Here is a 24,064-nt window from a genome sequence, read left to right as displayed (position 1 = left end):
TTCCTGTGACAGTCGGGAAGGGAAAACGCTTGTTTGAGAAAGGGACGCTTCCCGCTTCTTTTACCCTGGTTGAATCTCAAGCTTCCCCATCTGGAGTGATGATTGCTACCTTCAAACGTGCGGGAGAACTCAAAACAGCATCAGTGGATCAGTTGCCTGATCATTTACGATGAAGCAAGCCTCAAAGCCATCCTGAACGCGGTGAAGAACTTCTGAACAGAGAGAAGCAGCTCTCACGAATGTGAGAGCTGCTTCTCTCTGTTCAGAATGACAACCTCCGAACATTCCTGTCAGTTCCGAGTTCTTCAGGGGAACTCATCAACTACTTTGTGGGCTATGACAGCTTCGTTCATTTCTCCCCGAATTTACAAGATGCTGATGAGAGAAGCCAGTTGAGGAGTACCTGGATGGAACGCGTGGTCTGATCACCCCATGAGACCATAGGTGGATCAACGAAGAAGAGCAGAGCAAGGAACGGTGTGGTTTCCAAAGCCCGAAAACGAGCCTAGACCCTTCTTTCCCATTTTTATTGTATCACCTCCTGTCTACTAGCACACTGCCTTTTTGGACGATTTTTTTTGGCGTTCTTTCCCCTATACTCAGGTGGAAGCGACACAACCTTGGCACACCTGCGGTGAAAGCTCTCCTTTGAGCAAAGATACCTCTTGTGTTTGTGCTCATAAAGTGCATGCCGCATCAGGCATGTGCCAGACCTTCGTCGTGTGTGAAAGGAGTCACCGAGAGGTGAAAGGAAAAGAGGTGTTATGAAGGCAAGCAAGCAACCTGTTCTATTACCGGAACGCGTCTCCTTTGCGCGTATTCCGGATATACGGCCAATGCCTGGCCTAATTCAGATTCAGCTCGACTCCTTTGAATGGTTCAAGAAGGAAGGTCTCCGCGAACTTTTCGCAGAAATTTCTCCTATTGAAGACTTTACCGGCAAAAACCTCAGCCTGGAATTTATTGTCCCTCCTGAACCCTTTGGCAAGCCAAAGTATGACGAGGATGAGTGCCGCGACCGTGACGCGACCTATGCCGCACCCCTCAATGTGAAGGCTCGCCTGATTAATAAAGAGACAGGTGAAATCATCGAGAAGGACATCTTTATGGGTGACTTCCCGTTGATGACAAAGGCTGGTACCTTCATTATCAATGGTGCCGAGCGCGTTGTGGTGAGTCAGTTGGTGCGTTCCCCCGGCGTCTACTACACAGTGGACGAGGATGCAACGACTGGTAAAAAACTCTTTGCCGCAAAGTTGATTCCTGGGCGTGGTGCCTGGCTGGAGTTTGAGACCAGCAATAAAAACCTGCTCACAGTCAAGATCGACCGCAAACGTAAGCTACCTGTAACGACCCTGTTGCGTGCCATTTCGCGCCTGGCCAAAGAGCACTGGCATGTGGAGGACCTGGACCTCTCGACCGACCAGGGCATTCTCGATGCCTTCGCCAGGGTAGATAACGACCCGGTCATCCGCTATATCCAGGCGACCCTGGACCGCGATCCCGTGAAGAAGGAGGAGGAGGCCCTCCTGGAGCTGTACAAGAAGCTGCGTCCTGGCGATCCCGCCACCCTGGACAACGCGCGCTCCCTGGTGAAGAACCTCTTCTTCAATCCACGCCGCTACGAACTGGGCAACGTTGGTCGCTATAAGTTGAACCGTAAGCTGGACCTTTCGATTCCGCAGAGCCAGCGCATTCTGACGCAGGACGACCTGGTGGCGCTTATCCGGCGCCTGGTCTCGCTCAACAATGGGCGTGGACGCAAGGATGACATCGACCACCTGGGCAACCGCCGCGTGCGTTGCGTGGGTGAGCTGATCCAGAGTCAGTTCCGCGTTGGTCTGCTACGTATGGAGCGCGTGGTGAAAGAGCGCATGAGCATCCAGGAGCCTGGGCAGGCCACGCCAAACGCGTTGATCAATATTCGCCCGGTGGTTGCAGCGATAAAGGAGTTCTTCGGTGGCAGCCAGCTCTCGCAGTTTATGGAACAAACCAATGCCCTGGCGGAGATCGGTGTCAAGCGTCGTCTCTCGGCCCTGGGTCCCGGTGGTCTCTCACGTGACCGCGCAGGTTTTGATGTACGTGACGTACACGAGTCACACTATGGCCGCATCTGCCCGATTGAGACGCCTGAAGGTCCAAACATTGGTCTGATTGGGAACCTGGCGACCTATGGTCAGATCAACCCATATGGTTTCATTGAGACGCCCTATCGGCGCGTCGTTAAGCATCTTCCCGCTACCGATATGCGCCTGCTTGGTCGCGAACTGCGTGGCTATTATGGGAGGCGCGAGGATATCGTCACCGAGGATGGCGAGGTGCTGCTCAAGTGCAACAATCCCGTGCGTGTTGATGAGGAGCTGCTCAAGAAGCTGTCATTCTTAGGTGATACACCCTTGAGTGTCAAGCCGTATGTGACCGATGATGTCGATTATCATACCGCTGACAACGAAGAGAACTATTATATCGCCCAGGCGAACGCTCCTTTGACAGCTATCAGCGAATTCGCTGATAATCGGGTGTTGGCTCGCTATCAGGGTGAGTTTACCGAGGTTCCCTCGGATACTATTGACTACATGGATGTTTCGCCGCGCCAGACCGTGAGCGTCGCGACCGCGCTGATCCCCTTCCTGGAGCATGACGACGTGAACCGCGCACTGATGGGCGCGAACATGCAACGCCAGGCGGTACCTCTACTGCGGACTCAGTCGCCGATCTGTGGTACAGGTATCGAGCGTCAGGTAGCCGTTGACTCCGGCCAGGTGATCGTGGCTCAGGCGAGCGGTGAGGTCGTCTCCTCGACCGCACGCAAGATCGAAATCATGGATCAGAGTGGCGAACTGTATACGCATACGCTGCGCAAGTTTGTACGTTCGAATAATGGTACCTGCATCAACCAGCGTCCTATCGTCAAGAAGGGCGACTATGTGAGCGCGGGTCAGGTGATCGCCGATGGCTCCTCGACCGAACTTGGCGAGTTGGCACTTGGCCAGAACGTTCTGGTCGCCTTTATGAGCTGGGAGGGCGGCAACTTTGAGGACGCTATCCTGATCAGTGAGCGTATCGTACGTGAAGATCTCTTTACGTCTATCCATATCGAGAAATACGAGGTAGATGCCCGCGACACCAAGCTGGGGCCTGAGGAGATCACCCGCGACATTCCCAACGTCGGTGAAGAAGGCCTGCGCAATCTGGACGAGCGCGGCATCATCTATGTCGGTGCTGAAGTTGGCGCGCAGGATATCCTGGTGGGCAAAATCACCCCTAAAGGTGAGACTGAGTTGACGGCAGAAGAGAAGCTGCTGCGTGCTATCTTCGGTGAAAAGGCCCGCGAAGTCAAAGACACATCGCTGCGCATGCCGCACGGCGAGCGCGGGAAAGTCATCGAAGTCAAAGTCTTCTCGCGTGAGGCGGGTGACGAGCTCTCGCCAGGCGTCAACCAGCTTGTTCGCGTTAGCATCGCGCAGAAGCGTAAGATTGGCGCGGGCGACAAGATGGCGGGACGCCACGGAAATAAAGGCGTCATCTCGCGTGTCTTGCCGATTGAGGATATGCCCTTCCTGCCCGATGGAACGCCGGTGGATATCATTCTGAACCCCCTGGGCGTGCCGCACCGTATGAACATCGGTCAGATCATGGAGACGCACCTGGGCTGGGCTGCCAGCGTGCTTGGCTTCAAGATCGCGACTCCGGTCTTTGATGGCGCGACCGAGGAAGACATTGAAGAGATGTTACGGCGTGCGGGCTTGCCTGAGAGCGGTAAGGTACAACTCTATGATGGACGTACTGGTGAGCCGTTCGATCATCCAGTGACCGTCGGCTATACCTATATGTTGAAACTGCACCACCTGGTTGAAGATAAAGTTCATGCTCGCTCGACTGGACCATACAGCTTGATCACCCAACAGCCGTTGGGTGGTAAGGCACAATTCGGTGGACAGCGCTTCGGCGAAATGGAAGTGTGGGCGCTGGAAGCCTATGGTGCAGCAAATATCCTGCAAGAAATTTTGACAGTGAAGTCGGACGACGTGGTAGGCCGCGTGAAAACGTATGAGGCCATCGTCAAGGGCGAAAACATCATGGAGCCAGGAGTACCGGAGTCCTTTAAGGTGTTGGTCAAAGAATTGCAGAGTCTCGGCATCAACGTTGAGGTGCTCAACGAGGACGAGCAGAAGATTCAGTTTGTTGAGGACACCTCGAACGATGTGATGCCAGAGCTTGGTATCAACTTGTCCGGTTTCGAAGGAGACCAGTAATGTCACTACAGCATATCGGCGGGTTGTAGCTCATTGTTTGATCCCACCACTTTTGGAATGCCACCGAGCAGAGGGAAAAACGCTCAATGAGTAGAGAGAGTTCAAGCTTGTTAAGCTTGGACTCTCTGTCTTTTTGCGTCTCATTCGTATTTCTTCTACCGGGCAAAAGCAATGAGAACCAGTTTCGGAACCCATTTACAAAAAGTTGGGCTTGAAAGCCCCCGCGATTCCATCCGGGGGGATGAAAAGCCGTTCCTTGTTTGGGGGGTAGGTGGGGGAGCAATCGAGGATGGTTTCTCCAAACTTGACAGGAGTTGCTGGCTGTAGCACACTTGTTCTAACTTGCCGTGATCGGCACCGCGCTCTCGTCGGTGGCCGACATTCCCAGCAACGGGACTGATACGGGGGTGAGTCGGACGAGAGAACCTCGTCTTCCCCCTGTGGGAACGCGAGACTGGACGATGCGGCGAAAACGGTGCTGATCAGGCCGGGATGCGATCGTTTTGCGCAGATGGCAGGGGACGTGAGCTTTTGCATGTGCACCCCATGCAAAAAGACAGAGAGAGGCTGAGCACCCCATGAAGCGAGCCCGCGACCCCAACGTTTCTCCTCGAAGTGCCCCTGCACGTGGACTGGAGCCAGGAGCAGCGCTTGCGCGCTCACTTGGAGGCTGCTCGGCAGCTGTATAACGCGCTGCTTGGAGAAGCCAACAAGCGACTCAGGCGGATGCGTAACGATCCTGCCTGGAGCAAAGCCTGTGCCATTCCTCGTACTCACAGGCAAGAACGAACTCAGGCGTTTTCTCATGTGCGTACAAAGCATCACTTTTCGGAGTACGCCCTGCATGAGTACGCGAAACGTGCTCGTGCCTCCTGGATCGCTGATCACATTGACAGTACCATGGCCCAAACACTGGCAAGCCGGGCGTATCACGCGGTAGAGTAGCGTCTGTGTGGGCAAAGCCAAACGAGTCCGCTTTCGCAGTCAAGGACGCGGCATCGATAGCGTCGAGGGCAAGCGCAACGATGTTGGCCTGCGCTTTCTCCTTGACCCAGGTGTGGGCGATGGAGGCTTTCTCCTCTGGAATACAGAAGTGATCCCGGCGATCATCGACTGGCGTGATCCTGTTGTCCAGCATGGTCTGCACCACCCCATCAAGTATGTGCGCCTGGTCCGCCGCAAAGCCTCCTCTCCACGAGCACAGGGCGCTGACCATGACGGCAACCGCTATGTCGTGCAACTGGTCGCGAGAGGGTCATGCGTTCGTCAAGCCCAAGCACATGGAGGGAAGAACCGATACGATTGGTTTGGATATTGGCCCCTCCACACTGGCGATTGTCCCGCGCGATGGCGACGCCGATCTTGTGGCGTTCTGTGAGGGGCTGGTTCCTGATGCTCAACAAAAGCGGCGCTTGCAACGCAGGATGGAACGACAGCGTCGTGCAAACAATCCAGGAAACTACGACGAGATGGGACGCATCAAGAAACAGGGCAAAGCACGCTTGCCCTGGAAAGAGAGCAAGAGGTATCAAGCAACCAGGAGACAGCATGCCAACCTGGAGCGCAGACTCGCCGCGCACCGCAAAAGTCTCCATGGCAACCTCGCGCATCGCATTGCCCAGGTGGGTAATACCATCACCATCGAAAAAACCTCGTTCAAAGGATGGCAGAAGCAGTATGGCAAGAGTATTGGACTTCGCGCCCCAGGGCTGTTTCTAGCGCATTTGGCCCGCATAGTTGCAAAAACTGGCGGCACCCTGGGCGAAGTTTCTGCTTTCAAGACCAAACTGAGTCAGTATTGCCATCACTGTGGGCGGTATGTGAAGAAACCGAGATCACAACGCTGGCACCACTGCCCTTGCGGCTTAGGGCCGGTGCAACGCGATTTGTACTCGGCCTTTTTGCTGGCCCACCTGGAACCGGAACACACCATCCCCTCTGTCACCCAGCACGTCTGGGAAGGTGCGGAGCCGCGCCTGCGAGCCGTGATGGAGGGGCTGCAACAACGTGCGAATGAGGGGCAAGTGCTGCCCCGAAGCATGGGCTTGCTGGCTTCTGGCAAAGCTGTCCGTGCCGGAGCGCGTCGGCTCGAAAGTCCTGCTTATCCCCACCAAGAGCCTTGTTCTCCGTCAGGTGAGCAAGGAAACGGTGGGTGAGCAACAGGACCCCCCGCGCATTCATGCCGGGGAGGTTTCAGTCTCCCAGGAAGTCCCCACAACGCAGACAAATTCCACCGACTGCTCCATGTATGCTGATTGAGGAGTGATTCAAAGAAAAATCAACAGCTATTTTTCTTGTTGAGTATACCTCATTTCCTCACAGGTGACAAGTGTTTTGGGAATGAGGAGCAGCACAAGCAGATCGATCAAGTGACACACCACATTGGCGAGAAAACAGCATGAACGACAGCCGCCCATGCTTCTTCCAAACACCACCGTAGCGGATTGACACTCCCCCGGATACATCGCGGGGGATTCTTCCTTCATCCAGGCGGCTTGCTGACTCCCATTGCTGAGAGACAGTAGCGGCCCTCCTGTCCAGAAGCGTTTCATGCACTCAGAGGTGCATCAGTTCCCATATGCCCTATGGTACTGAGAGCTTTTTGCAAAATGTTCAACGCCGCATTATGATCTCGATCCAGCACCACGCCGCAACGTGTGCAGATGTGGGTACGCACGCTCAAGCTCTTCTTGACGAGCATGCCACACGCTGAACAGTTCTGGCTGGTGAACTGGGGTGAGACTGCCACAACAGGGATACCATGCAATGCGGCGTAGTAGTTTACCCACAAGAGAAACCGTCCCCAGCCAGCGTCGTGAATACTCTTGGAGAGGTGGCGGTTTCTGACCATATTGCGGATCTGCAACTCTTCAAAGGCAATCAGGTCGTGAGACGAGACGAGCGTGTTCGCTGCCTTGCGAGCGAAATCTTCACGCTGCCTTTGAACTTTCAAATGCGCTTTGGCAACGGCTTGACGAGCTTTCTTACGATTGGCTGATCTTTTCTGTTTCTTGGAGAGACGGCGTTGCAGCCGCTTGAGGCGCTTCTCTGCCTTGCGGTAGTGGCGCGGATTCTCGACGGTTGCTCCCTCAGAGTCGGTGTAGAAGGCTTTCAAACCAACGTCGATACCAACCTGCTTGCCAGTGGGGGCGTGTTCAATGTGGCGATCTGTCTGCGCGGCAAACTGAACATAGTAGCCATTGGCACGCTTGATAATGCGAACCCGCTTGATCTGTTTCACAGGGAAGGTTTCAATGTCACGCGTGCCAATCAGGCGAAGACGACCGATGCCGCACCCATCAGTGAAGGTGATATGCCGACCATCAGGGTCTAGCTTCCATCCAGTTGTTTTGAACTCTACCGAGCGGTTGTCTTTCTGGAACTTGGGATACCCCTTCTTCCCTGGCTTCTTGGCTTTGCAGTTGTCATAAAAGCGAGCAATGGCAGACCACGCTCGGTCGGCACTGGCTTGACGTGCCTGAGAATTGAGAGAGGAAGCAAAGGGGAACGATTTGGCAAGGACGGCACAATAGCACTGCAAGTCATTCTTGGTGGCGTGCTCATCCATCCACAAGCGCAAGCACTTGTTGCGAATGAACTGCACAATACGGATCGCCTCATCAATGGCGGCGTATTGTGTTTTGTTGCCATCCAGTTTGTACTCGTAGATGAGCATCCTTGCACCCTTGCCTTTCGTTATTCTTTCTGCTATTATACACCTTAATAGCGTTGTATGTCAACAAAAGAGAGAAGTGTATGCCAAAAGAACGAACGAATATCTACATCACAGAACGACAAAAACGACAACTTGAAAAGAGAAGCCAGGAGGAAGATTTGCCAATGGCAGAGATCATACGCCGGGCCTTAGATGCCTATTTGGCGTGGGATGACCCTGCCTATCAGCCCATGCCTCCCACCCCTCAAACAAGGAACGGCGATTCATCCCCGGCATAAATGACCGGGGCTTTCTCGCTCGGTTTTCTGTAAGGAGGACGATCTGCCGCGCAAAGTGTCATTCGTATCTCGACACGCTTATCAAAAATATTTCTTCTCTCCAGAGTATTGAGCCTTTACATATCATCCAGGCCATAATGTCTATAAGAAATTCTGTCGTTAGCTCTGGTATTTTCTCTTGTCAGCTGCTCTTATGTATCAACTCTTGTTCCACCGAAAAAGAACCATACTGCTGCAACCACTGAAGAATTTGTTGTTGGTTGGCCAGATGCCAGACCTGTCCGAACGTCGACTTCTCTCGAATTTCAATGACACGTCGACGACTTCGAGGAGCCAAACGCACGCCAATGCTGTAGTGACCTGTATCAATACGCTTGCCCAATGCACTCACCCATTGCTGTAACGGGCGTGGCAAATCGGTCAGGAGGGGCTGCTCTTCTTCCGCAGGAAGCCTCTGAGACTCCGCCCAAGCCAGATAGGTCTGGATCTCATACATCACCTGGGAATCACTAGGGTCATAGGGGGTGGAAAGCACCTCGTTCACCGCCACCTGGCGATACCTCTCGTAGTCCTGAGGGGTATAGAAATCTCCATCAAGATCCACAAAGAGATAGCCGGAGCGCTCCAGGCCTTGTGCGCCACCTGCTACCCAGAACGCCTGCAATCGTTCAGCTTCAGTGATCACTTCGTGAGGAAGTGGGCGTTTCCCCTCGCCTGGCGTGATGCTCCCACTGCGCGCGGCGACTTCAAGCATCCACTCCAGATGGTTATAGGTCAATCCACCGTTGAGAATCCACTCTGCCCAGGCCACCATTTCGGCGGGAGGCTCTTCCAGCTCTTCAACATACTCACGGTATTTCTTGATCACCCATCCTCCCTGCAATCGAGCCGCACGACGTCCGGGATCAGGGAACCAGGTGCGCACCAAAGCATCCACCGCCGCCACATGCAGCCACTGCGGGTGCTCACGCATACGCTTGAGATAGACTCCAACGTTTTCATTGCTCTGGTTAAAGCGCTGTGAGTAATCCAGAGCCAGTGCCTCAAGCATCTCATGTGTCGCCGGTTCATACACGCGCTTCATTGCAGCCACCTGATCCCGAAGGGAGAGAAAAGGACCATCAGTCTCATCCCCTTCATTCGTGGTCATAAGAGAGACCTCTTCTTGCGCTGGCGAAGAAAGCGAGGAAGAAGAATCATCAATAATTTGCCCGCGAACGCATGCAGCAAATGATTGACCTGATTCCTCTGCGGTATGCACCAAACCATCGACCTGTTTTTTTGTAAGATCCTGTTCTCTCAATTCATCTTCACTTTTTTCATGTATTTCTTTTTTTGGTAATTGATGATTATTGAGAGAATTGAATTCAACGCGCGCACGCGCGTGTGTACGCGTATGGGCCTCCTGGATCTGCGTTTGCGTGCCGCACAGGTCGACGGTTTCTTGCACCAAAGGTCGACAATCCTCCACAGAAGTCGATGGTTTGGCGAGAGGTCGACGTTCTTCTTCACCCACGAAAGTATTCGCAAGAGGTCGACGGTTTTCTTCTGGAGTCGACACATCGCGTTGAAGTCGACGATCTTCCTTCTTCCACGATCCTAGACCTTCTTCGAAAACGTCGACTTTGGCGTCCCATCATCGTTCGATCATCATGCATCACCTCACCTGGTGGTTTCGGCTGCGTTTCGGATAACGAGGAAACTGGCTCTCGCTCCTCAGGCGGTTGTGGTGAAACCGCCTGCGTTAGGTGGGTCAGATCCTCCCAGACAATCGTGGCTATCGATACTTTCACGGGAGGGGTCACACGCATTCCATAGGACCGCATCATCGCCGTCAGGCGCTCAACCGTACGTCCCACCTGGTCTTCTTTGCCAGATAGCTGGCCATGCCTTTCTGTGACACTCCGCATCGGCTAAAGCCGAGCAGCTTCTGACACTGTGCCGTAGTCGGGTTCGTGAGACAGGTGGCGTAGCCACTACTCAAAGTGAACCCGTAGTTGGGACGCAATATCTGGGAAAGACGCGCCCATCCGGCGCCTTCTCCCCTGGGCGGTGCCATGCCCGTTGGCATGATCTCCACGCCTGGCCGCAGGGATGGATGGTCCCATCTGGCGTTTGGCATCCTGGGAGATCCCAACACCTGAGTCTTTCGACTCCCTCTTCGCACGTTGCGAACGAGCATGAGGCTTTTCCTTCAACGGTTCTTGCGTCCGCTCGATCAAGCGCTGTCCGACACGGATACTGGCATTGCGGTCGGCATGATCGCGCATCTGGCATTGTGGGCACAGACAGAGTGCGGCACCGGAGGTGTAGCCTTCCACAGGGTGTCCCTGGTTATAGCGAATGACAGCGGCGTGACAGCGATGGCATTCTCTGCTCGTATTGCGCGGATTCACACGGCAGGTGATGATGCCGCCTGCATGCCAGGCTTTGTACGTTGCATAGCGGAACAGGCGCCCCTTCATCCAGTAGGCGCGTTTGCTATTGCTCCGGCGCGAATACGTGCCCTTCTCCGGTTGCAGGTTGCCCAGATGTTCAAAAACCAGGATGCTCGCCTTGTGCTCGCTGGCGAACTGGACAATGCGAGCGCTCATCAGATGCGCGATCTGCTCGTCCACGTGCCTGATCTTCGCCCAGAGGTCGGCATTGTCCTGTTCGTTCTCGGCGATGAGACCAGTCTGTGATCGGTTGCGTGCAATGCGTCCAAGCAGTTGTTTCCTACAGCCCGATACCGCTGTGCCATTTCCGATGAAGGACGTAGCCAGGATGGTGCCGTCAACTGTCTGGACGCTGCACACAGCGAGATGCTTGTCGAGATTGAGATCCACCGCACAGAGACGTGTCTGGGCGATGGTGAGTTGCTCTCCGCTCTTTGCGGGAGCCTCGAAGGTCTTCTCAATGGGAGTATGCAGCCACCAGCGATCCCCCTTGCGAACAAGCTGTGGACTGCCCATCGCGTACCCATCGGGGAGCTCGCGACCGAGGATCTGTAGTTTGAGCCAGGACCAGCACGAGCCGGTCCAGACCTTGAGCACGATACCATGCGTATGACGCTCATGCCAAAGGCTTGCGTAGAAGGGAACCGACTTGTTCCATGATCGGGGTGGGACTGGTGGCCGCTCCCGAAACGGCCTCTTCTTGCGCTTTTTCGTGTGTTTGGCTTCGTGTTTCTGCTTCCGTGCTCGCCATGTTTTGAGGGAGGAGAAAAATGCGCGGGCCGAACCAAGGGCCGCATTGATGGCGGCGCGTCTGAACATCGCCGGGATATCTGGCGCGAGATCGGTGAGCGGCATGATCGGATGGGGGCTAGACTCCGTTGCATGCGTGAGTTTCTCCAGGGCCGTGAGGGCCTGCTTGTTTTTGAGGGAAAGGAGACCCTCGTGCGCCTGAATACAGTCGAAATAAAAGGCCACGACGCGATTGAAGAGGGCCTGATTTGCCGCGAAGTAGGCAGCATACTGCGGCGGATAGTGCAACGCCTGCCTGATGGTTTTCGTGGCTTTTGCCATTTTCAGGACCTCCTCTCACAAAATAGATGGTATCTCTCGTAGAGAATACTCTGCTGATGTGAAATTGTCAAACATGTGTTCTATGAGTACTAGGTTTGATAAGGGCTCAAGCCCAATAACACGCCTCACCACGGTCGAAAGAACCGTGGCTTGCGGCGGGCTAAAGCCCTATCCTGTCATCTGGGAAGCATGATCACGTGTTCCTTGCCCATGTTGTGAAGGTGGGACCAGGCTCAGATACCCTGGGCGGGTTTTCATGTCTCTTGCTTCCTTTCCATCGTGATCGCCCTCGATACAAGCGGTCTGCTCCAGATGCGCTGAAACCCGTCGCAGTGCACGCGAACGTTTGACGCTTTTGCGTCGACTCGTGAGCTGCTGCACCTGTTCGACGCAGACGGGCAGGCAGGGCGTCGAGGTCAGCGGGAAATAATAGGTGGTTCCCATGCCTTTGGGCTGTTTCACTTTGAGCAGGAGACCCGCAGCTTGTAACACCGAGATGTATTTCGTCGTCGTGTCATAGCACCAGGGCCAGACAAGCGAAGGCGAGGTACAGAAAGCGCGAAGGCTCTGGATCGTGAGCACAGCAACTAGTTGGGGACCTTCATGAGGGACAAGAGAGATCTGTTTAAGGTGAGCCACACGAAGCCAGTGAGCAAGAAACACTTGCCCATTGAGACAGCGCCGGTCCTGTGGGAACCCAAACAGCTGTTGCACCTGCTCAAGCAATGCAACAGGAACCATTTGCAGAGCATGCTGTGCAATCACCTGCTCCTCATACACTTCCACATCTGCTGGATGGGAGGAAGGAACAGATTCAGGAGCATCTGCTGGTTGCAGGATACTCGCTTTATTGAGCATGTTGTTCCGTCTACCTTTCATCATGACAAGGCCATGCAGTCCTCACGTGCTTGTTGGTCGTGAGGAATACTGGGGGGGGGTAGGGAGGCATCACATGAGAACCACACGACCTGCTTCTAGTGTACTGAAAAACCCGCCAAAAAGGGAAGAACAAAACCACCCAATAGTGGGCGAAGTACTTCGCAATTTTGGGCGAAGTTGAACGCATGCAGAGAGAAACTGCGTGTTTTCCCCTTTGCCTCTCTCGCTTCTATCTGTCATCAATCCGCTCCACAAGCTAATCGAGCAACATGAGAGCGCACGCTCTTGACGAGGAGACACGCAACACACGCTTCTGCGTCGATTTTCACTGCGTTCTTCCCGGAAAATGCGCTATTGACCCGAGATGCTATTTTGGGTACAACACGAGTGGAAGTGCTGTTCATCCAAAGAGGATGAATGGATCCTGGCGATGTTCAGGGGAGCCTTTCAACCTCGCGACTGAGGGGGAAGGAAGTGGTTCCCGCCTGCACCAGGCTGAGCGGTTCTCTCTTCTCTCGTCAATGAGAGAGAGCCGTTCTGCTCTGGTGGTACCACGGGTGCGAAGCAACGTCTGAGTCTCTCCGTTGCTCCGCGCTCCCAGGCAATCCTCATCCAGGCATCGAGCATCTCTGCCTGCATGGGTTCGCGTCTCTCGTCCACTGGTTTCCCGGCGACTATTTTTGCGCAGAAAGGAGGTTTTCTCCACAAAAGAGTGTCAGTGACTCTTGTCCTCTTTGCCCGCTCGGGTGAAGAGGTGTGGCCCCTTTTTGTGCTTTTTTCCCATCCAGAAAGGAGTCACCACGATGAGTCAAGGATCACTCTGCCCCTGCGGGAAACACTACCGCGCTACGGCGGCCCTTCGCGACCTCATCGAAACCCAGAACCAACGCTGCCTCCTGGCGCGCGAAGAGTCGGTCATTGTGAGCATTCTCGATAATCTCCACACTCTCGTCAGTGCCTCACAACACCGCTTTACCTCGTGGTTGAGTGCAGTGGCCGCCTGTGAGACCGCTCAGGCCAATCTCGCCATTGCCCAGAACTTCTCCAGGTCACAAACCACTACCCCTCGCTGGGCCGTGGAAACCGAACAGCGCCTGTTTCACCAATGGGTGAAGCAGCAGCAACACCACTGGGAACAACGGCTCGTGCAGATCCAACGGGGCATGGCCACCTATCGTGCCTATCTCCAAAAGTGTGCTCAGCAATTCGTGCTGACCCCGGAGTGCCTGGCGTTGTGTCTTCCTCTTCTTGATGAGCTTCTGCGTCATCAGGAAGAACGGATTGAGCAACACCACCTGGCATCCATCTCCGCGCACGAGCTCTTCCTACAATTTGAGCAGCGCTGGACCTACGAGCGAGACCGTCTCGACTATGAGATCGCTCAGGTTCCCCAGGCCTATCAAGCAGGCCGCACGCAGGCACAACAGCGCTGGAGGCTCTACGTCGTCACCGGTATCGGTCGTCCAGTGAGCTTCACCCAGACGAACATGAACTACCAATCAATGGTGCATGCCCGGCAGTTGGAGTTGTACGCACAACAAAGTAAGCTGTTTCTTACCACCAAAGTCGAACAGTTTCGCCTCTTCGTCCAGAAAATGGAGGGGGAATACAAGGCCACGGTGCTTGCCGCCCAACAAGAGCGCTGGCACATGCTGCACGCGCAATTATCTGTTGAAGTGGCTGATTCCGACCAACTCTCATCACTCCAATCACTGGTGCTTTCGTACTTTCTCTAAGTTCCCTCTTTCAAACGCAGTTCCACTGCCTTCTCCCGCGCGGGAAGGATGGGCTGCGTTTTTTGTTGTTTTCACCTTGCCAAAAAGGAGTCACACATCATGGCACAACATGCTAGCGTTTCGTGGTCATTTCCGGGTATCCTCCACACCGGGTATTCTTCCGAGTGCGCGGCGGATACCAGGCACCTCAATCACGTGCTCCGAGAACATGGCCCCCTCTTGCTGCCCCGCATCAGCCCGTTTCCCGTTCACCGGGTCTGGTGGACAGTGTTCGGCCCCCTGGCCAGTCTCCAGGTTCCCCCTGGGCATCCTGCCGCGAGGCAAAAGCAGCTCTCGCCTCGCGAATGGCAGAGTCTGCTCCTGGTCACTGGCGTGGTTTCACACGCGTCGGGCCATCTATCCTACGCGGCCCTTTAAGGCATTTTTGGGCAAAGACCAGGCAGTTGCCTCGTGTCTGTTTCATCACGTGAAGAAGAGAGAATAATGAACACACCACAAAAAAACGCCCAGCGTAGTTGCAATACGCTGGGCGTTCCATCCTCTCTTCTCACACAGAAAAGAAAGGCTATTACACATGTTTAGAATACCATCCCTGGATGATGTTTTCAATGCTGTTCCGCCCCACTATGACGATGGTCGTGTACAGCAACAGGTACTCCTCTCCAGGGAGTTCTCCCAACTCTTCCCTGAGACCATCTATGGCGGACGGCAAGTCCTCTGGTGGTGTCCTCGCTGCACTACTCCCTGGTGGCAGACCGATCACCGCCTCTTTGTGCTTCGGCTCTCTCCCGAGCAGGCGGCCTACATTGGACACCAGTTACACGCCCCGATGCGCCAGGACGGCACCTTTCATGAGTTACCCATGCGCGTCTGCCCGGACTGCCTGGGAGCGGTCTGTGTCATTGATACCTACCCTGGTCGTCTAAGCTCACAGGTCCTCTGGCATACCCTGCCCGATACGGCAAGCACCTCTTCGAGGCCTCTTCCCACCAACCTGGGTCTCGTCTCGACGACCGAGAGACACGCTTCTGCACGAGACACGCTTCCTCAGGCCTTTCTCTTTGCCATGGCGGAGCAAACACCACGTGAGGGAGCGTTGTCGCTCGCACAGATGGGGGACGCCATGTTGACCTGGCAGACAGACCTACCTGGGGAACTCGATGCCGTCGCCTGGCAACTGCGCTGGGTAGAACGGACACTTCCTCCTCCAAGGGCCGATGAATGTGAGCCGCTCGGCGCTTCTCACCTGGCGCGTCTTGCCCACCTGGTCGAGCCTGCGCCGGGGATGGGCTGGCAGGGGTTTCTCTGGCAACCACCCGAGACACTGAGCAGCGCCCTTTTTACGCGCCATCCCCTGATCTTGCTCCATGCGGCACTCCTGCCGCAGCAAGAGCCAACCTCCATCTTTCATCTCTATTCCCTCTGGCAACGCCTCTTGCCCAGAGTCTTTGAGGCGGCTCAATGGGAAGAGCCTCGCTCATGACCGAGACTTCTTGCCAGGGCTCTTCGCCCACTCCTACAGCCCGTTCGCCTCCCCCTCCTGTCCCTTTCTCGCTCTCCATCTTCTTCCTCTTCGTCCTTCACTCCCACCAGAAGCGCACGCATACGCGTCACGCAGTATCGTACGCGCATGCCCCTGGTGGGAGCGTGTTTTTTGGAAAGGAATCCGTATGACGGATTTGCTTCTTCCCAATTGGTATCGTGCGGTTCAGGTTCCCAGTCGGAGCGCGCAACAAGCGCTCTTCGCTGCGCTTGAAACGATTGTCGCGATCATCGACCTGACATTGACCGTCAACACCTATATGGCGGGTGGCAACTACTACATCATCGTCTTTTGCTTAGGCACCATAGCCCCTCCCGAGCAGGAACAAAAGCGCCTCGAAGCCCCTCTCACGCATTACAGGCCCTTTCTGACCCTTGAAGAGCCCCAGCTGGATGCTCTTGTCCGCGCACGTTTGAGCAAAGAACATGAAATCGCCAGAGACACACAATTTGGAAGAACCCACGTTTCCCATCAGTATCGCCCTGTCGCCTTTCATGAGACGCCCGATGTCACCCTCTCTCAGGAGGAGAGAGACCGGCGCAATCAGGCCTGGATTGCTACCATTGAGACCATTCTCGCGGAGGGAAAACCCTTCGTGGAAGTCTTCAAAATGATGTTCGCCGGGGAGCGGATCACGTCAGGCGTTCCCTCGGCACAGTCCGATCCCTTTTACGTCAGCATCTTCTGCCAGATGCTGGACCATGCACACCTCTGGCTCTGGACAGCCTCTGCCAGGCAGATGTATCAGGACCTCCTCTAGACCCTCGAGGAGTTCTGGGTGCGCAAGGGATGGACCACACCTGATGACCAGCTGGCCCACTTTAACACGCTGGTCGCCGACCTCTTCAAGACGGATCAACGGTACTGGATCGAGTTTGATGAGCCACAACCAGGTCCCCTGGGTCGCGTGCGGGCCGTGTTTCTCTACCCGCGCTATCCGGCACGAGAGCTCAATAGGCTCATTAACCCGAGCACGCATCTGGACGCCTGGCTTCAGGCACATCAGATCCTTGGTCAGGAAGCCGCACGCTGGAACATTGATATCATCGGCGAGAATGCGTCGGTGCTCTTGCGCCTGTCCTACGATACGCAGTACTCGTGTTGGGTCCTGCCGCACGACCAGCACATGAGCCAGGTGTTTCCCTGGACACGCTGGCTTGCCATCGCGAGCGGCATGCTCCACAAACGCTATGCACGCACCCCTCAGGCGCCCTCGTTTCCTGATCGTGTTGTCTCCTACCAGACCAAAGCATCCGTCCCGCGTAAACGAGGAAAAGGGAAACCCAAAGAGAGGTGGGTCACGCATTCACGCACATACACCACCGTCACCTACGACCTCTCAGAGATGGCTTCTCGTCCTACAATGAGCGAAGTCCCAGAACCCACAACCACGAACAAACGCAAGAACTGGCTGGCCCAGGCCAAACCCGAAGATCTGCTCTATGAGCAGCGGATCATCGACATCTTCACCCGCAGCTACCCGACGCGCAAAGATGGCACCCGGCGGGAGGGAGAGGTCACCGTCAAACATCCCGACCCCAAGTGGGTTCCACTGCTTCGCCCCGCGCTGCGCAAACGGCAAGTCATCAAAAAAGCCGTCGCCAGAGCCTACGAAGAGGATACTACCATTCCTCCAGATCTGGATACACCACCTACGAACCCACCAATACCATCAGAACCTTTGAAGGAAGAAAGGAACGACCCATCATGCTAGTTCTACGGCGCAAGGAAGGGGAGAAAATTCTCCTCTCTGGCAATATTCTCATAGAAGTGCTCGAGGTACGTGAGGGAAGAGTAAAACTCGGGATTACGGCCCCTCCCGAGGTCGATATCGTACGCGAGGAAATAGTGCGACGTGATAACCATTCTCAACTCCCCTTTTTCAAAGGAGCATCAAATGGGAGCTAGATCCACTCTCTACGCTTCTTTCCAACTATAAAGAAATTTAGATCGTGCGCATCCTATGGTAGAGCTACATTAAGTGGTGAAAGCCTTCTTGTTTGAGCTCATTTTCGTAAGTTTTTCTGAGCTCTTCACCAGATAGTGTGGCCCTACCCAATCCTATTGACAACAACACAATTTGGGGGTAATCTTTTTCACACGTTGGCCATTGTCTGTTGACGTTTGTGAACAAGGCTGTTCTCGACAGGAAGAGTCATGGGAACACTTGCTCAGCAGAGCACGTCTTTCACCTCGTTGCGCATGGCGGCCCCTCTCTTTAAAGAAAGGAAGACGGTACGTGCCGTAGAGCGCATGCAAAGACGCAGAATACCTTCTGTTGAAGAATGATGGCGTGGTGAACATCCAGCCAGTTGTAACCTATCGTTTCATTGAGCGAGCACGTACGCTCCTTTTGCCCAGGGGACTGAGCAAGGGGGAAAGAAGAGAGGTCATGCTATGTGTTCAGATACTACATGAGTGGGCGCTCTGCTCACATCACGTCCTCAACATACGTCTCTCTTGGAAGCGCTTCCCCGTGCCTCATGTGTCGTCGATGACACTGAGACGGTTGTGGATGCCACTACGAGCGCACAGGCTGTGACCGAGAACACGAAGTGCCAGCTCGCTTGTTTCTCGAAGAGAGCAGATCATTTCTCTAGACCTCTTGAGTTCAGAGCAGGTACGCAGCTTCGCCACCAGGGATTGGGACACGTGAAAGGGATATTAACTGCGCTATGTTGAAGAGCAAGCAAACCAGGCGTGTTACTTCCGCGTCATGTGACACACTGATTGATTCCATTCCCCAGTTGGTCTGGACGGCACGACCCAACGGCTGGCACGAGTATGTGAACCAGCGCTGGCGTGACTACGTCGGGCTCACGCTTGAACAGGTACAAAGCGTATGGGCTCATTTCCAGTTCATCCATCCTGATGATCAGGAAGGCAACCGAATGCGTTGGGAGTATGCCCTGGAGACGGGAGCCCTGTTTGAGCACGAAGAGCGTCTCAAACAGGGCCCGACGGGGGAGTATCGCTGGTTCTTAACTCGTGCCATGCCAATGCGCGATGCAACAGGTCAAATCGTTACTCTGTTTGGCACCTGCACCGATATCGACGAGCAGAAGCGGATCGAAGAAACCTTGCGCCCCGCTCTGGAGCGCGCAGACACCTTGATGAAATCCAAGATTATCGGGATCTTTGTCACCGAAGGTGGGCAAATTGTGGATGCAAACGATACCTTTCTGCGCATGACCGGCTATACGCGAGAAGACCTGCGTGCGGGGTGCATGAACGTGTTGCAGATGACCCCTCCAGAATATATGGCTCGGACCCTGCAGGCTCGTCAGGAACTGGATACCTGGGAGTCGATGACGCCCTATGAAAAAGAGTACCTCTGTCAAGATGGCAGTCGTCTGCCGGTGCTCGTGTGCGGGGTCGTCTTAGAGCATTCTCCACGCCAGGTGATCCACTCTGTACTGGATAATTCGGCGCGCAAAGAACTGGAACAACACAAGTATGATTTTCTCAATATCGTTAGCCATGAACTGGGGACTCCGCTCACGGCAGTCAAGCTGCAGACCCACCTGGTGCGAAAACACCTTGAAAAGCACTCCCAGCACGAGGCGGCCACCGAGCTTTCCAGGGTGGAGAGGCCCGTCGAGCAACTGGAATGCCTGATCGCGGAGTTACTGGATGTCTCCAGGATCCAGGCAGGGAGATTGGAGTACGTCCGGGAGCGTGTGGATCTGGGCGAGCTGCTGCGAGAGGTCGTCGACGCCATGCAACATACGAGTCCCAGTCATACCATTGTGGTCCGTGGGAGCATGCAAACCAGCCTGATTGGGGATCGAGACCGGCTGGGACAGGTCTTCAGCAACTTGCTCAGCAATGCCATGAAGTATTCTCCCGATGCAAGGACCGTCGAGGTGGAGCTCTCCGCCACCGAAGAGGCGGTCACAATCTTGGTGCGAGATCATGGCCTGGGCATTCCTCGAGAGCAGTATAACAAGATTTTTGAGCGCTTCTATCGGACCGATGTTGCCAGGCTGCGAGCGATCCCCGGGCTGGGCATGGGGCTCTCTATTGTAGCTGAGATCGTCAAGAGCCATGGGGGAACCATCGTGGTGGACAGCGATGTCGGAAAAGGATCGACCTTTACCGTCACCCTTCCCAGGAGGAGAGAGGCCTGAGTGTGGAAAGCACGCCACGCACGTCATCTGAGCCCGTGAGATCTGTGTTTGGGCACGGATGGTACTCCCGCTTGCTGTGGACGCCTTCGCGCGTTTCGTGCCGCCCAAGAAAAAATCCCTCTATGGCGCGGCGGAGCCGGTAGACCTCTCCGGTTCAGCAAGCTGTCTGAAGCATGAACTTCTGAGACGGGAGCAACCCGCAGAGGGAGGCTGAGTCGCGGTGGAGTCCAGAAGTAAGAAGCCTCCGCTCTGAGAGCGGAGGTGATTGACTATCACTTCCGTGACGACTCCCCACGGCGAAAGCCGAGGGCTTCTCAGCAAACCGAAGTTTCCTGAAGGCTCCGTCCGAGCCAATGCGTGTTTGCTCTCTTGAATGGCAAGGTGGCGTTGAAGCTCTTAAAAGGCCTCACCGAGAGGGCACAGGAACACTTGTACGCAAGCATTTTTACGCAAGGACAGATAGTGTTGGCGAATTGGTTTCCTGAGCTCAAACCAGAGATACATTGTTCTCCATTACGAGCTCATTTTCTGATTTCGCCAACAACATCAGGACACGATTTACCTTGCAACGCCCAAACACTTTTTGGTTGTGTATGTACCAAAACACGTGTTCTCGTAGAGCGTAAAAGGTAGATAGTGTCAATATGGGTATCCCCCACCACCCTATCCACCATAAACGGAGCGCCTCTTCACTGTCTTCTCCCTGCTCTGTATATGCGCACATATGCAGATGGCTTCGCAATTACTGAACGCAACGAAAGACCTTGTAGGGCAACTACATCCCTTTCACACAAAGAAGAGTGTACCTGCGATGGGGAAACGACCAGGGCTCCTCTATGAAGCGCAACAGAGACTTGACGGCTTCATGGCACTAGGGCAGAGCCGCGCGCACGCTAAAGCCCGTGCCCGTCTCCTGGGGACCTATCACTGGCCGTTTTCTGATGGGAAGATTCACGCCTATACTACACGGACGACATACCAGAACATCGTGATGCGCTTTTTGTCCTGGTGTCGCGCAACGCATGGAACCAAACGGCTGCACGAGATCGACCAGCGTGCGAACGCGCTCGTCTCTGCCTACTTACACCTGCATGTGCAGGAGGGCTACAGCCCCTGGACGCTCTCCACCACGCGCAGCGCCTTGCGCCTCTTCTTTGGTTCTCCGACGCTTGCCAGCGAAGTCGCATTACCGGCACGGCACCGCGAGGCCATTCGTCGCTCCCGTACCCCTTTTTTGCATCAGAAACGGCCTCGCCATATGTCCGCTGAAGCCTGGCAGGATCTCCTTGTCTTTCTTGGCGCAACCGGCTTACGGCGGCATGAAGCGCGAGCGCTGCGGGTTGGCCAGATCGAGAGGCTACCAGATGGGCAGGTGGTGCTCGCTCACATCCATGGCAAAGGGGGCAAATTACGCCAGGTTCCTGTCCTTCCTGGGCAAGAAACCACCGTGCTCCGCCTGGTAGAGGGTCGACGGGGCGAGGAGAAGATCTTTCCTCGCCTCCCCAAGCACCTCGACATCCATGCCTATCGTCGAGCGTATGCCCAGGCACTCTATCAGCACCTCTCAGGCCTGCCCCTTCCTCCTGCCACTGGTCGGCTCCCGCGTGGCATTCTTGATGAGGAAGCCGTCCTGGTCGTGTCACGCGCGCTGGGGCATAACCGTCGAGACGTGGTCCTGACCTCCTACCTGCGCTAAGCAGACACCATCACCCAGGAACAGTGCTGTTCCTGTACATATAGATTCGCGTTTTCTTTGTACTCACTGGCTCATCTGCCTGCACGGACAGGCGGGTGAGCCAGTTTTTTTCATGTCTTTTTTTAACAGACAAGAAGGAGTATCCCTATGCGTCGAGAAGATACCCGCTACCGCTTTCTGCTCAAAGAAATAGAGGCCTTCACCGGCATCTACAAAACGACGGCCCAGACCTGGTTTGCTGACTTTACCAGTGACCCATCCCATGTGACAGACCAGGAGCACGGCTACCGACACGCCTTTCCCGAGCACGTCCTCGCCTGTATCGAGGGCTTTGACACGCCCAAACGGCTCTTTCAACCCTTTGGTCCGCTCCCTCAACCTACGCGCATCTTTCTGCCCTATCACGATAAGGTCCTGACGCCGTTCAATGATGGGATGGAACAGCGCCTTGCCGAATGGTGGCAGCAGGAGTGGCGACGCCAGCATCTCGACTTTGTCCACATTCCACCAGCGTCACCGACACGTCCCAGGTCACTCACCCCCGCTGGATTTCGTACCTGGCGCTATACCGATCAGTTCCTGATCAGGATAGAAGGCGGGATGAGAACACGCCAATGCCAGGTGAACACATATTATACAAGCTACGTTATCTGGCGCTTTCCACTTCCTCCCACACCCTTACACCTGCTCCCTCAACTCTTGCTTCCACGACTCCATCGGCTAGCCGCCCTTACTAACTGGCGAGAGGTCGAACACCTTCCCCCGCCAGTCAGTCGCGCACTCACCAGACGCACGGCACAACTCACCGCCTTCTATACCGCGCGCCCCCTTCAGGGGGTCCCGCTTCCATTGCCTGCACGCCCCATCGCATCCAATTCGGGCAAATCCTCGCAATCACACAAGTCGAGGACGACTGCCCATGAAGAACTGTAGCTCCAGCCTTCCCCAATGCCGCGGTCCACCCCTCTGTGACGCTTCACACCCCCATTAGATATTACAGCATCTTCTCTCTACGAAAGGAGTACATCTTCTCATGTCTGAGACACCTGCGCCTCAGCACGCGCATTTCCCCGTTGACACTGGGCACGCACCTCGCACGAACCCGTCCTACCGCTATCTGTCGCTTGGTGGTCGTATCCTTGATCGAGAACACATCGTCACGCTCATTGATCACCGTTCACGCCAGTTTGCACCAGGGATCGAGGTGGTGTTCACCCACGAGCGTCCGCCGTCATTTTTGGTCCAGAGCAACGACGAGCAGGAAATGCTGCTCAGTTGGTACCTCAACGCCCTGCCCCAGCCACCCCAACCGTTTCTGCAGCTCGGCGCCCATCTGCTCGCTCGAGCATGCATCTGTGAAGTGATAGAGAGCGCCATCGAGGGAGATACCACTCTCCTTCTACGCTACCTCTCGCTGCCAGATCCGCTGATGGGCAACGCAGAATCCTCGATCCAAACCCTGGAACTCCATGGGCAGAGCGCCGATGCGGTACGCCAGTGGCTCTCGACCCAAACAGAGGTCATCGTGCCACGACAGCCTGTCGCCTGCACACCTTCCATCACACAGGACGCAGCACAGGACACCCCTATGTGCCCACACTGCGAAAGCTGGTTGACCCCGCTTTGGAACACCACAATGCGCACGCTTACCCTGGTCTGCCTGCTCTGCCACTACACAGACGGCCCCTTTCTTCGCACACAGCAGGGCAAGCGTACATCAGACCACAACTATTGAAAGGAAGAATACAACCTATGAGTACCCATCACCAACGAGACCACCTCTCCCTCCTCACGCAGCCTGATGCCGAGACGACAGCCTCAGCGTCAGATAAGGACAAAGATTGGCGAGCAACAGGACTGGAAGAGGATGCAGGCCTCGTACTTCTGCTTGAGGCCCTCGCGAATCCCGTCCGGTTTCGCCTGCTCCGTTTGCTGACACGAGAAGAGGGAACGCTCTGCGTCCGTGAACTGGTCGAACGAATTCCACGCACCCAGCCCGTCGTCTCGCACCATTTGCGCATCTTACTGTTCGCCGGGTTCCTGGGCGTGAAGCGCCTGGGGAATCACGCCTATTACTACATTTTGCCCGACAAACTGAAGGAGGTCCGCGAGGGACTGGCCTCCGTTGAACACCTGCTTCAGCAGAGGCGCGAGGATCAACTCTAAACCAAAGAGCCGCTTCAAGGGTCGAGATCTCACCTATCTCTCCTGAAGAGGGACAAGGTGAGGAGAGAGCAGGAGGACGCCAATACCCTCTCCTCTGAGCATATCTCACGACCTCTCAGCGTGCAACACATTTTCCAGCGTCACGACAGCCTCCCGGCGTGCCGGGAGGCTGTCGTCCTTTTTGAAAGGAGACGA

Annotated in this window: 17 protein-coding genes and 2 pseudogenes; 15 read left to right on the top strand and 4 right to left on the bottom strand. The window is 55.2% G+C overall.

Annotated elements, in window-relative coordinates; translation table 11 throughout:
* The 3 genes and pseudogenes from KRAC_RS80735 to KRAC_RS67165 all read left to right on the top strand — a co-directional run.
* Nucleotides 1-173, top strand: a pseudogene (locus KRAC_RS80735) (hypothetical protein); the annotation flags it as partial.
* 591 nt (nucleotides 174-764) lie between these two features.
* Complete coding sequence (rpoB, locus tag KRAC_RS38970) at nucleotides 765-4,256, top strand: DNA-directed RNA polymerase subunit beta (RefSeq protein WP_007916894.1); 3,492 nt, start codon at nucleotides 765-767, stop codon at nucleotides 4,254-4,256.
* A gap of 615 nt (nucleotides 4,257-4,871) precedes the next feature.
* Nucleotides 4,872-6,412: pseudogene (locus KRAC_RS67165) on the top strand (nuclease/transposase family protein).
* 392 nt (nucleotides 6,413-6,804) lie between these two features.
* Here KRAC_RS67165 and KRAC_RS38945 read toward each other — a convergent pair.
* The gene (locus KRAC_RS38945) at nucleotides 6,805-7,932 is read right to left on the bottom strand and encodes an RNA-guided endonuclease InsQ/TnpB family protein (RefSeq protein ID WP_007916891.1); all 1,128 of its coding nucleotides are present in this window, start codon (nucleotides 7,930-7,932) and stop codon (nucleotides 6,805-6,807) included.
* Between the two features lie 80 nt (nucleotides 7,933-8,012).
* On the opposite strand from KRAC_RS38945, the gene KRAC_RS38940 reads away from it, so the two are divergent.
* Nucleotides 8,013-8,210: a ribbon-helix-helix domain-containing protein gene (locus KRAC_RS38940; RefSeq protein ID WP_040445694.1), complete on the top strand. Its 198-nt coding sequence runs from the start codon at nucleotides 8,013-8,015 to the stop codon at nucleotides 8,208-8,210.
* Between the two features lie 181 nt (nucleotides 8,211-8,391).
* Here KRAC_RS38940 and KRAC_RS38935 read toward each other — a convergent pair whose 3' ends face one another.
* The 3 genes from KRAC_RS38935 to KRAC_RS38925 all read right to left on the bottom strand — a co-directional run bounded on the left by KRAC_RS38935 (nucleotide 8,392) and on the right by KRAC_RS38925 (nucleotide 12,577).
* Entirely contained in the window at nucleotides 8,392-9,360 is a 969-nt protein-coding gene (locus KRAC_RS38935; RefSeq protein WP_211221392.1) for a hypothetical protein, read from the bottom strand.
* 826 nt (nucleotides 9,361-10,186) lie between these two features.
* Complete coding sequence (locus KRAC_RS38930; RefSeq protein ID WP_007916888.1) at nucleotides 10,187-11,719, bottom strand: zinc ribbon domain-containing protein; 1,533 nt, start codon at nucleotides 11,717-11,719, stop codon at nucleotides 10,187-10,189.
* Between the two features lie 168 nt (nucleotides 11,720-11,887).
* On the bottom strand, nucleotides 11,888-12,577 hold the full coding sequence (locus tag KRAC_RS38925) for a hypothetical protein (RefSeq protein ID WP_007916886.1): 690 nt from the start codon (nucleotides 12,575-12,577) through the stop codon (nucleotides 11,888-11,890).
* An 824-nt stretch (nucleotides 12,578-13,401) separates the two neighbouring features.
* Between KRAC_RS38925 and KRAC_RS38915 the strand changes: the two genes are divergently transcribed.
* The 11 genes from KRAC_RS38915 (at nucleotide 13,402) to KRAC_RS63350 (ending at nucleotide 23,869) form a co-directional block, all read left to right on the top strand.
* Nucleotides 13,402-14,334, top strand: a complete 933-nt coding sequence (locus tag KRAC_RS38915; RefSeq protein ID WP_007916884.1) for a hypothetical protein — start codon at nucleotides 13,402-13,404, stop codon at nucleotides 14,332-14,334.
* 99 nt (nucleotides 14,335-14,433) lie between these two features.
* Entirely contained in the window at nucleotides 14,434-14,751 is a 318-nt protein-coding gene (locus tag KRAC_RS38910) for a hypothetical protein (protein ID WP_007916879.1), read from the top strand.
* A gap of 157 nt (nucleotides 14,752-14,908) precedes the next feature.
* Nucleotides 14,909-15,817, top strand: coding sequence for a hypothetical protein (locus KRAC_RS38905; protein ID WP_007916878.1), 909 nt, complete (start codon nucleotides 14,909-14,911; stop codon nucleotides 15,815-15,817).
* Between the two features lie 187 nt (nucleotides 15,818-16,004).
* Nucleotides 16,005-16,637 (top strand): hypothetical protein, encoded by a 633-nt coding sequence (locus KRAC_RS76820; protein ID WP_007916876.1) that lies wholly within the window; start codon nucleotides 16,005-16,007, stop codon nucleotides 16,635-16,637.
* Between the two features lie 18 nt (nucleotides 16,638-16,655).
* A complete protein-coding gene (locus KRAC_RS76815) occupies nucleotides 16,656-17,591 on the top strand; it encodes a hypothetical protein (RefSeq protein WP_007916875.1) in 936 nt (311 codons plus the stop codon).
* Complete coding sequence (locus KRAC_RS38890) at nucleotides 17,585-17,785, top strand: carbon storage regulator (protein ID WP_007916874.1); 201 nt, start codon at nucleotides 17,585-17,587, stop codon at nucleotides 17,783-17,785. Before KRAC_RS76815 ends, KRAC_RS38890 begins: the two co-directional genes overlap by 7 nt.
* 767 nt (nucleotides 17,786-18,552) lie before the next feature.
* A complete protein-coding gene (locus tag KRAC_RS38885; protein ID WP_007916872.1) occupies nucleotides 18,553-20,007 on the top strand; it encodes an ATP-binding protein in 1,455 nt (484 codons plus the stop codon).
* Nucleotides 20,008-20,818: 811 nt separating this feature from the next.
* Entirely contained in the window at nucleotides 20,819-21,703 is an 885-nt protein-coding gene (locus KRAC_RS38880) for a hypothetical protein (protein ID WP_007916870.1), read from the top strand.
* Between the two features lie 147 nt (nucleotides 21,704-21,850).
* Nucleotides 21,851-22,636, top strand: coding sequence for a hypothetical protein (locus tag KRAC_RS76810; protein WP_007916869.1), 786 nt, complete (start codon nucleotides 21,851-21,853; stop codon nucleotides 22,634-22,636).
* 100 nt (nucleotides 22,637-22,736) lie between these two features.
* Nucleotides 22,737-23,438 carry a hypothetical protein gene (locus tag KRAC_RS38870; RefSeq protein ID WP_007916868.1) on the top strand — a complete coding sequence of 234 codons (702 nt, stop codon included), beginning with the start codon at nucleotides 22,737-22,739 and terminating at the stop codon, nucleotides 23,436-23,438.
* Nucleotides 23,439-23,455: 17 nt separating this feature from the next.
* A complete protein-coding gene (locus KRAC_RS63350) occupies nucleotides 23,456-23,869 on the top strand; it encodes an ArsR/SmtB family transcription factor (RefSeq protein ID WP_007916866.1) in 414 nt (137 codons plus the stop codon).
* Nucleotides 23,870-24,064 lie beyond the last annotated feature (195 nt).

Source organism: Ktedonobacter racemifer DSM 44963, assembly GCF_000178855.1.
Taxonomy (GTDB): Bacteria; Chloroflexota; Ktedonobacteria; order Ktedonobacterales; family Ktedonobacteraceae; genus Ktedonobacter; species Ktedonobacter racemifer.
The sequence above is the reverse complement of the archived record's forward strand: the minus strand, read 5'-3'. Positions and strand labels throughout refer to the sequence as shown.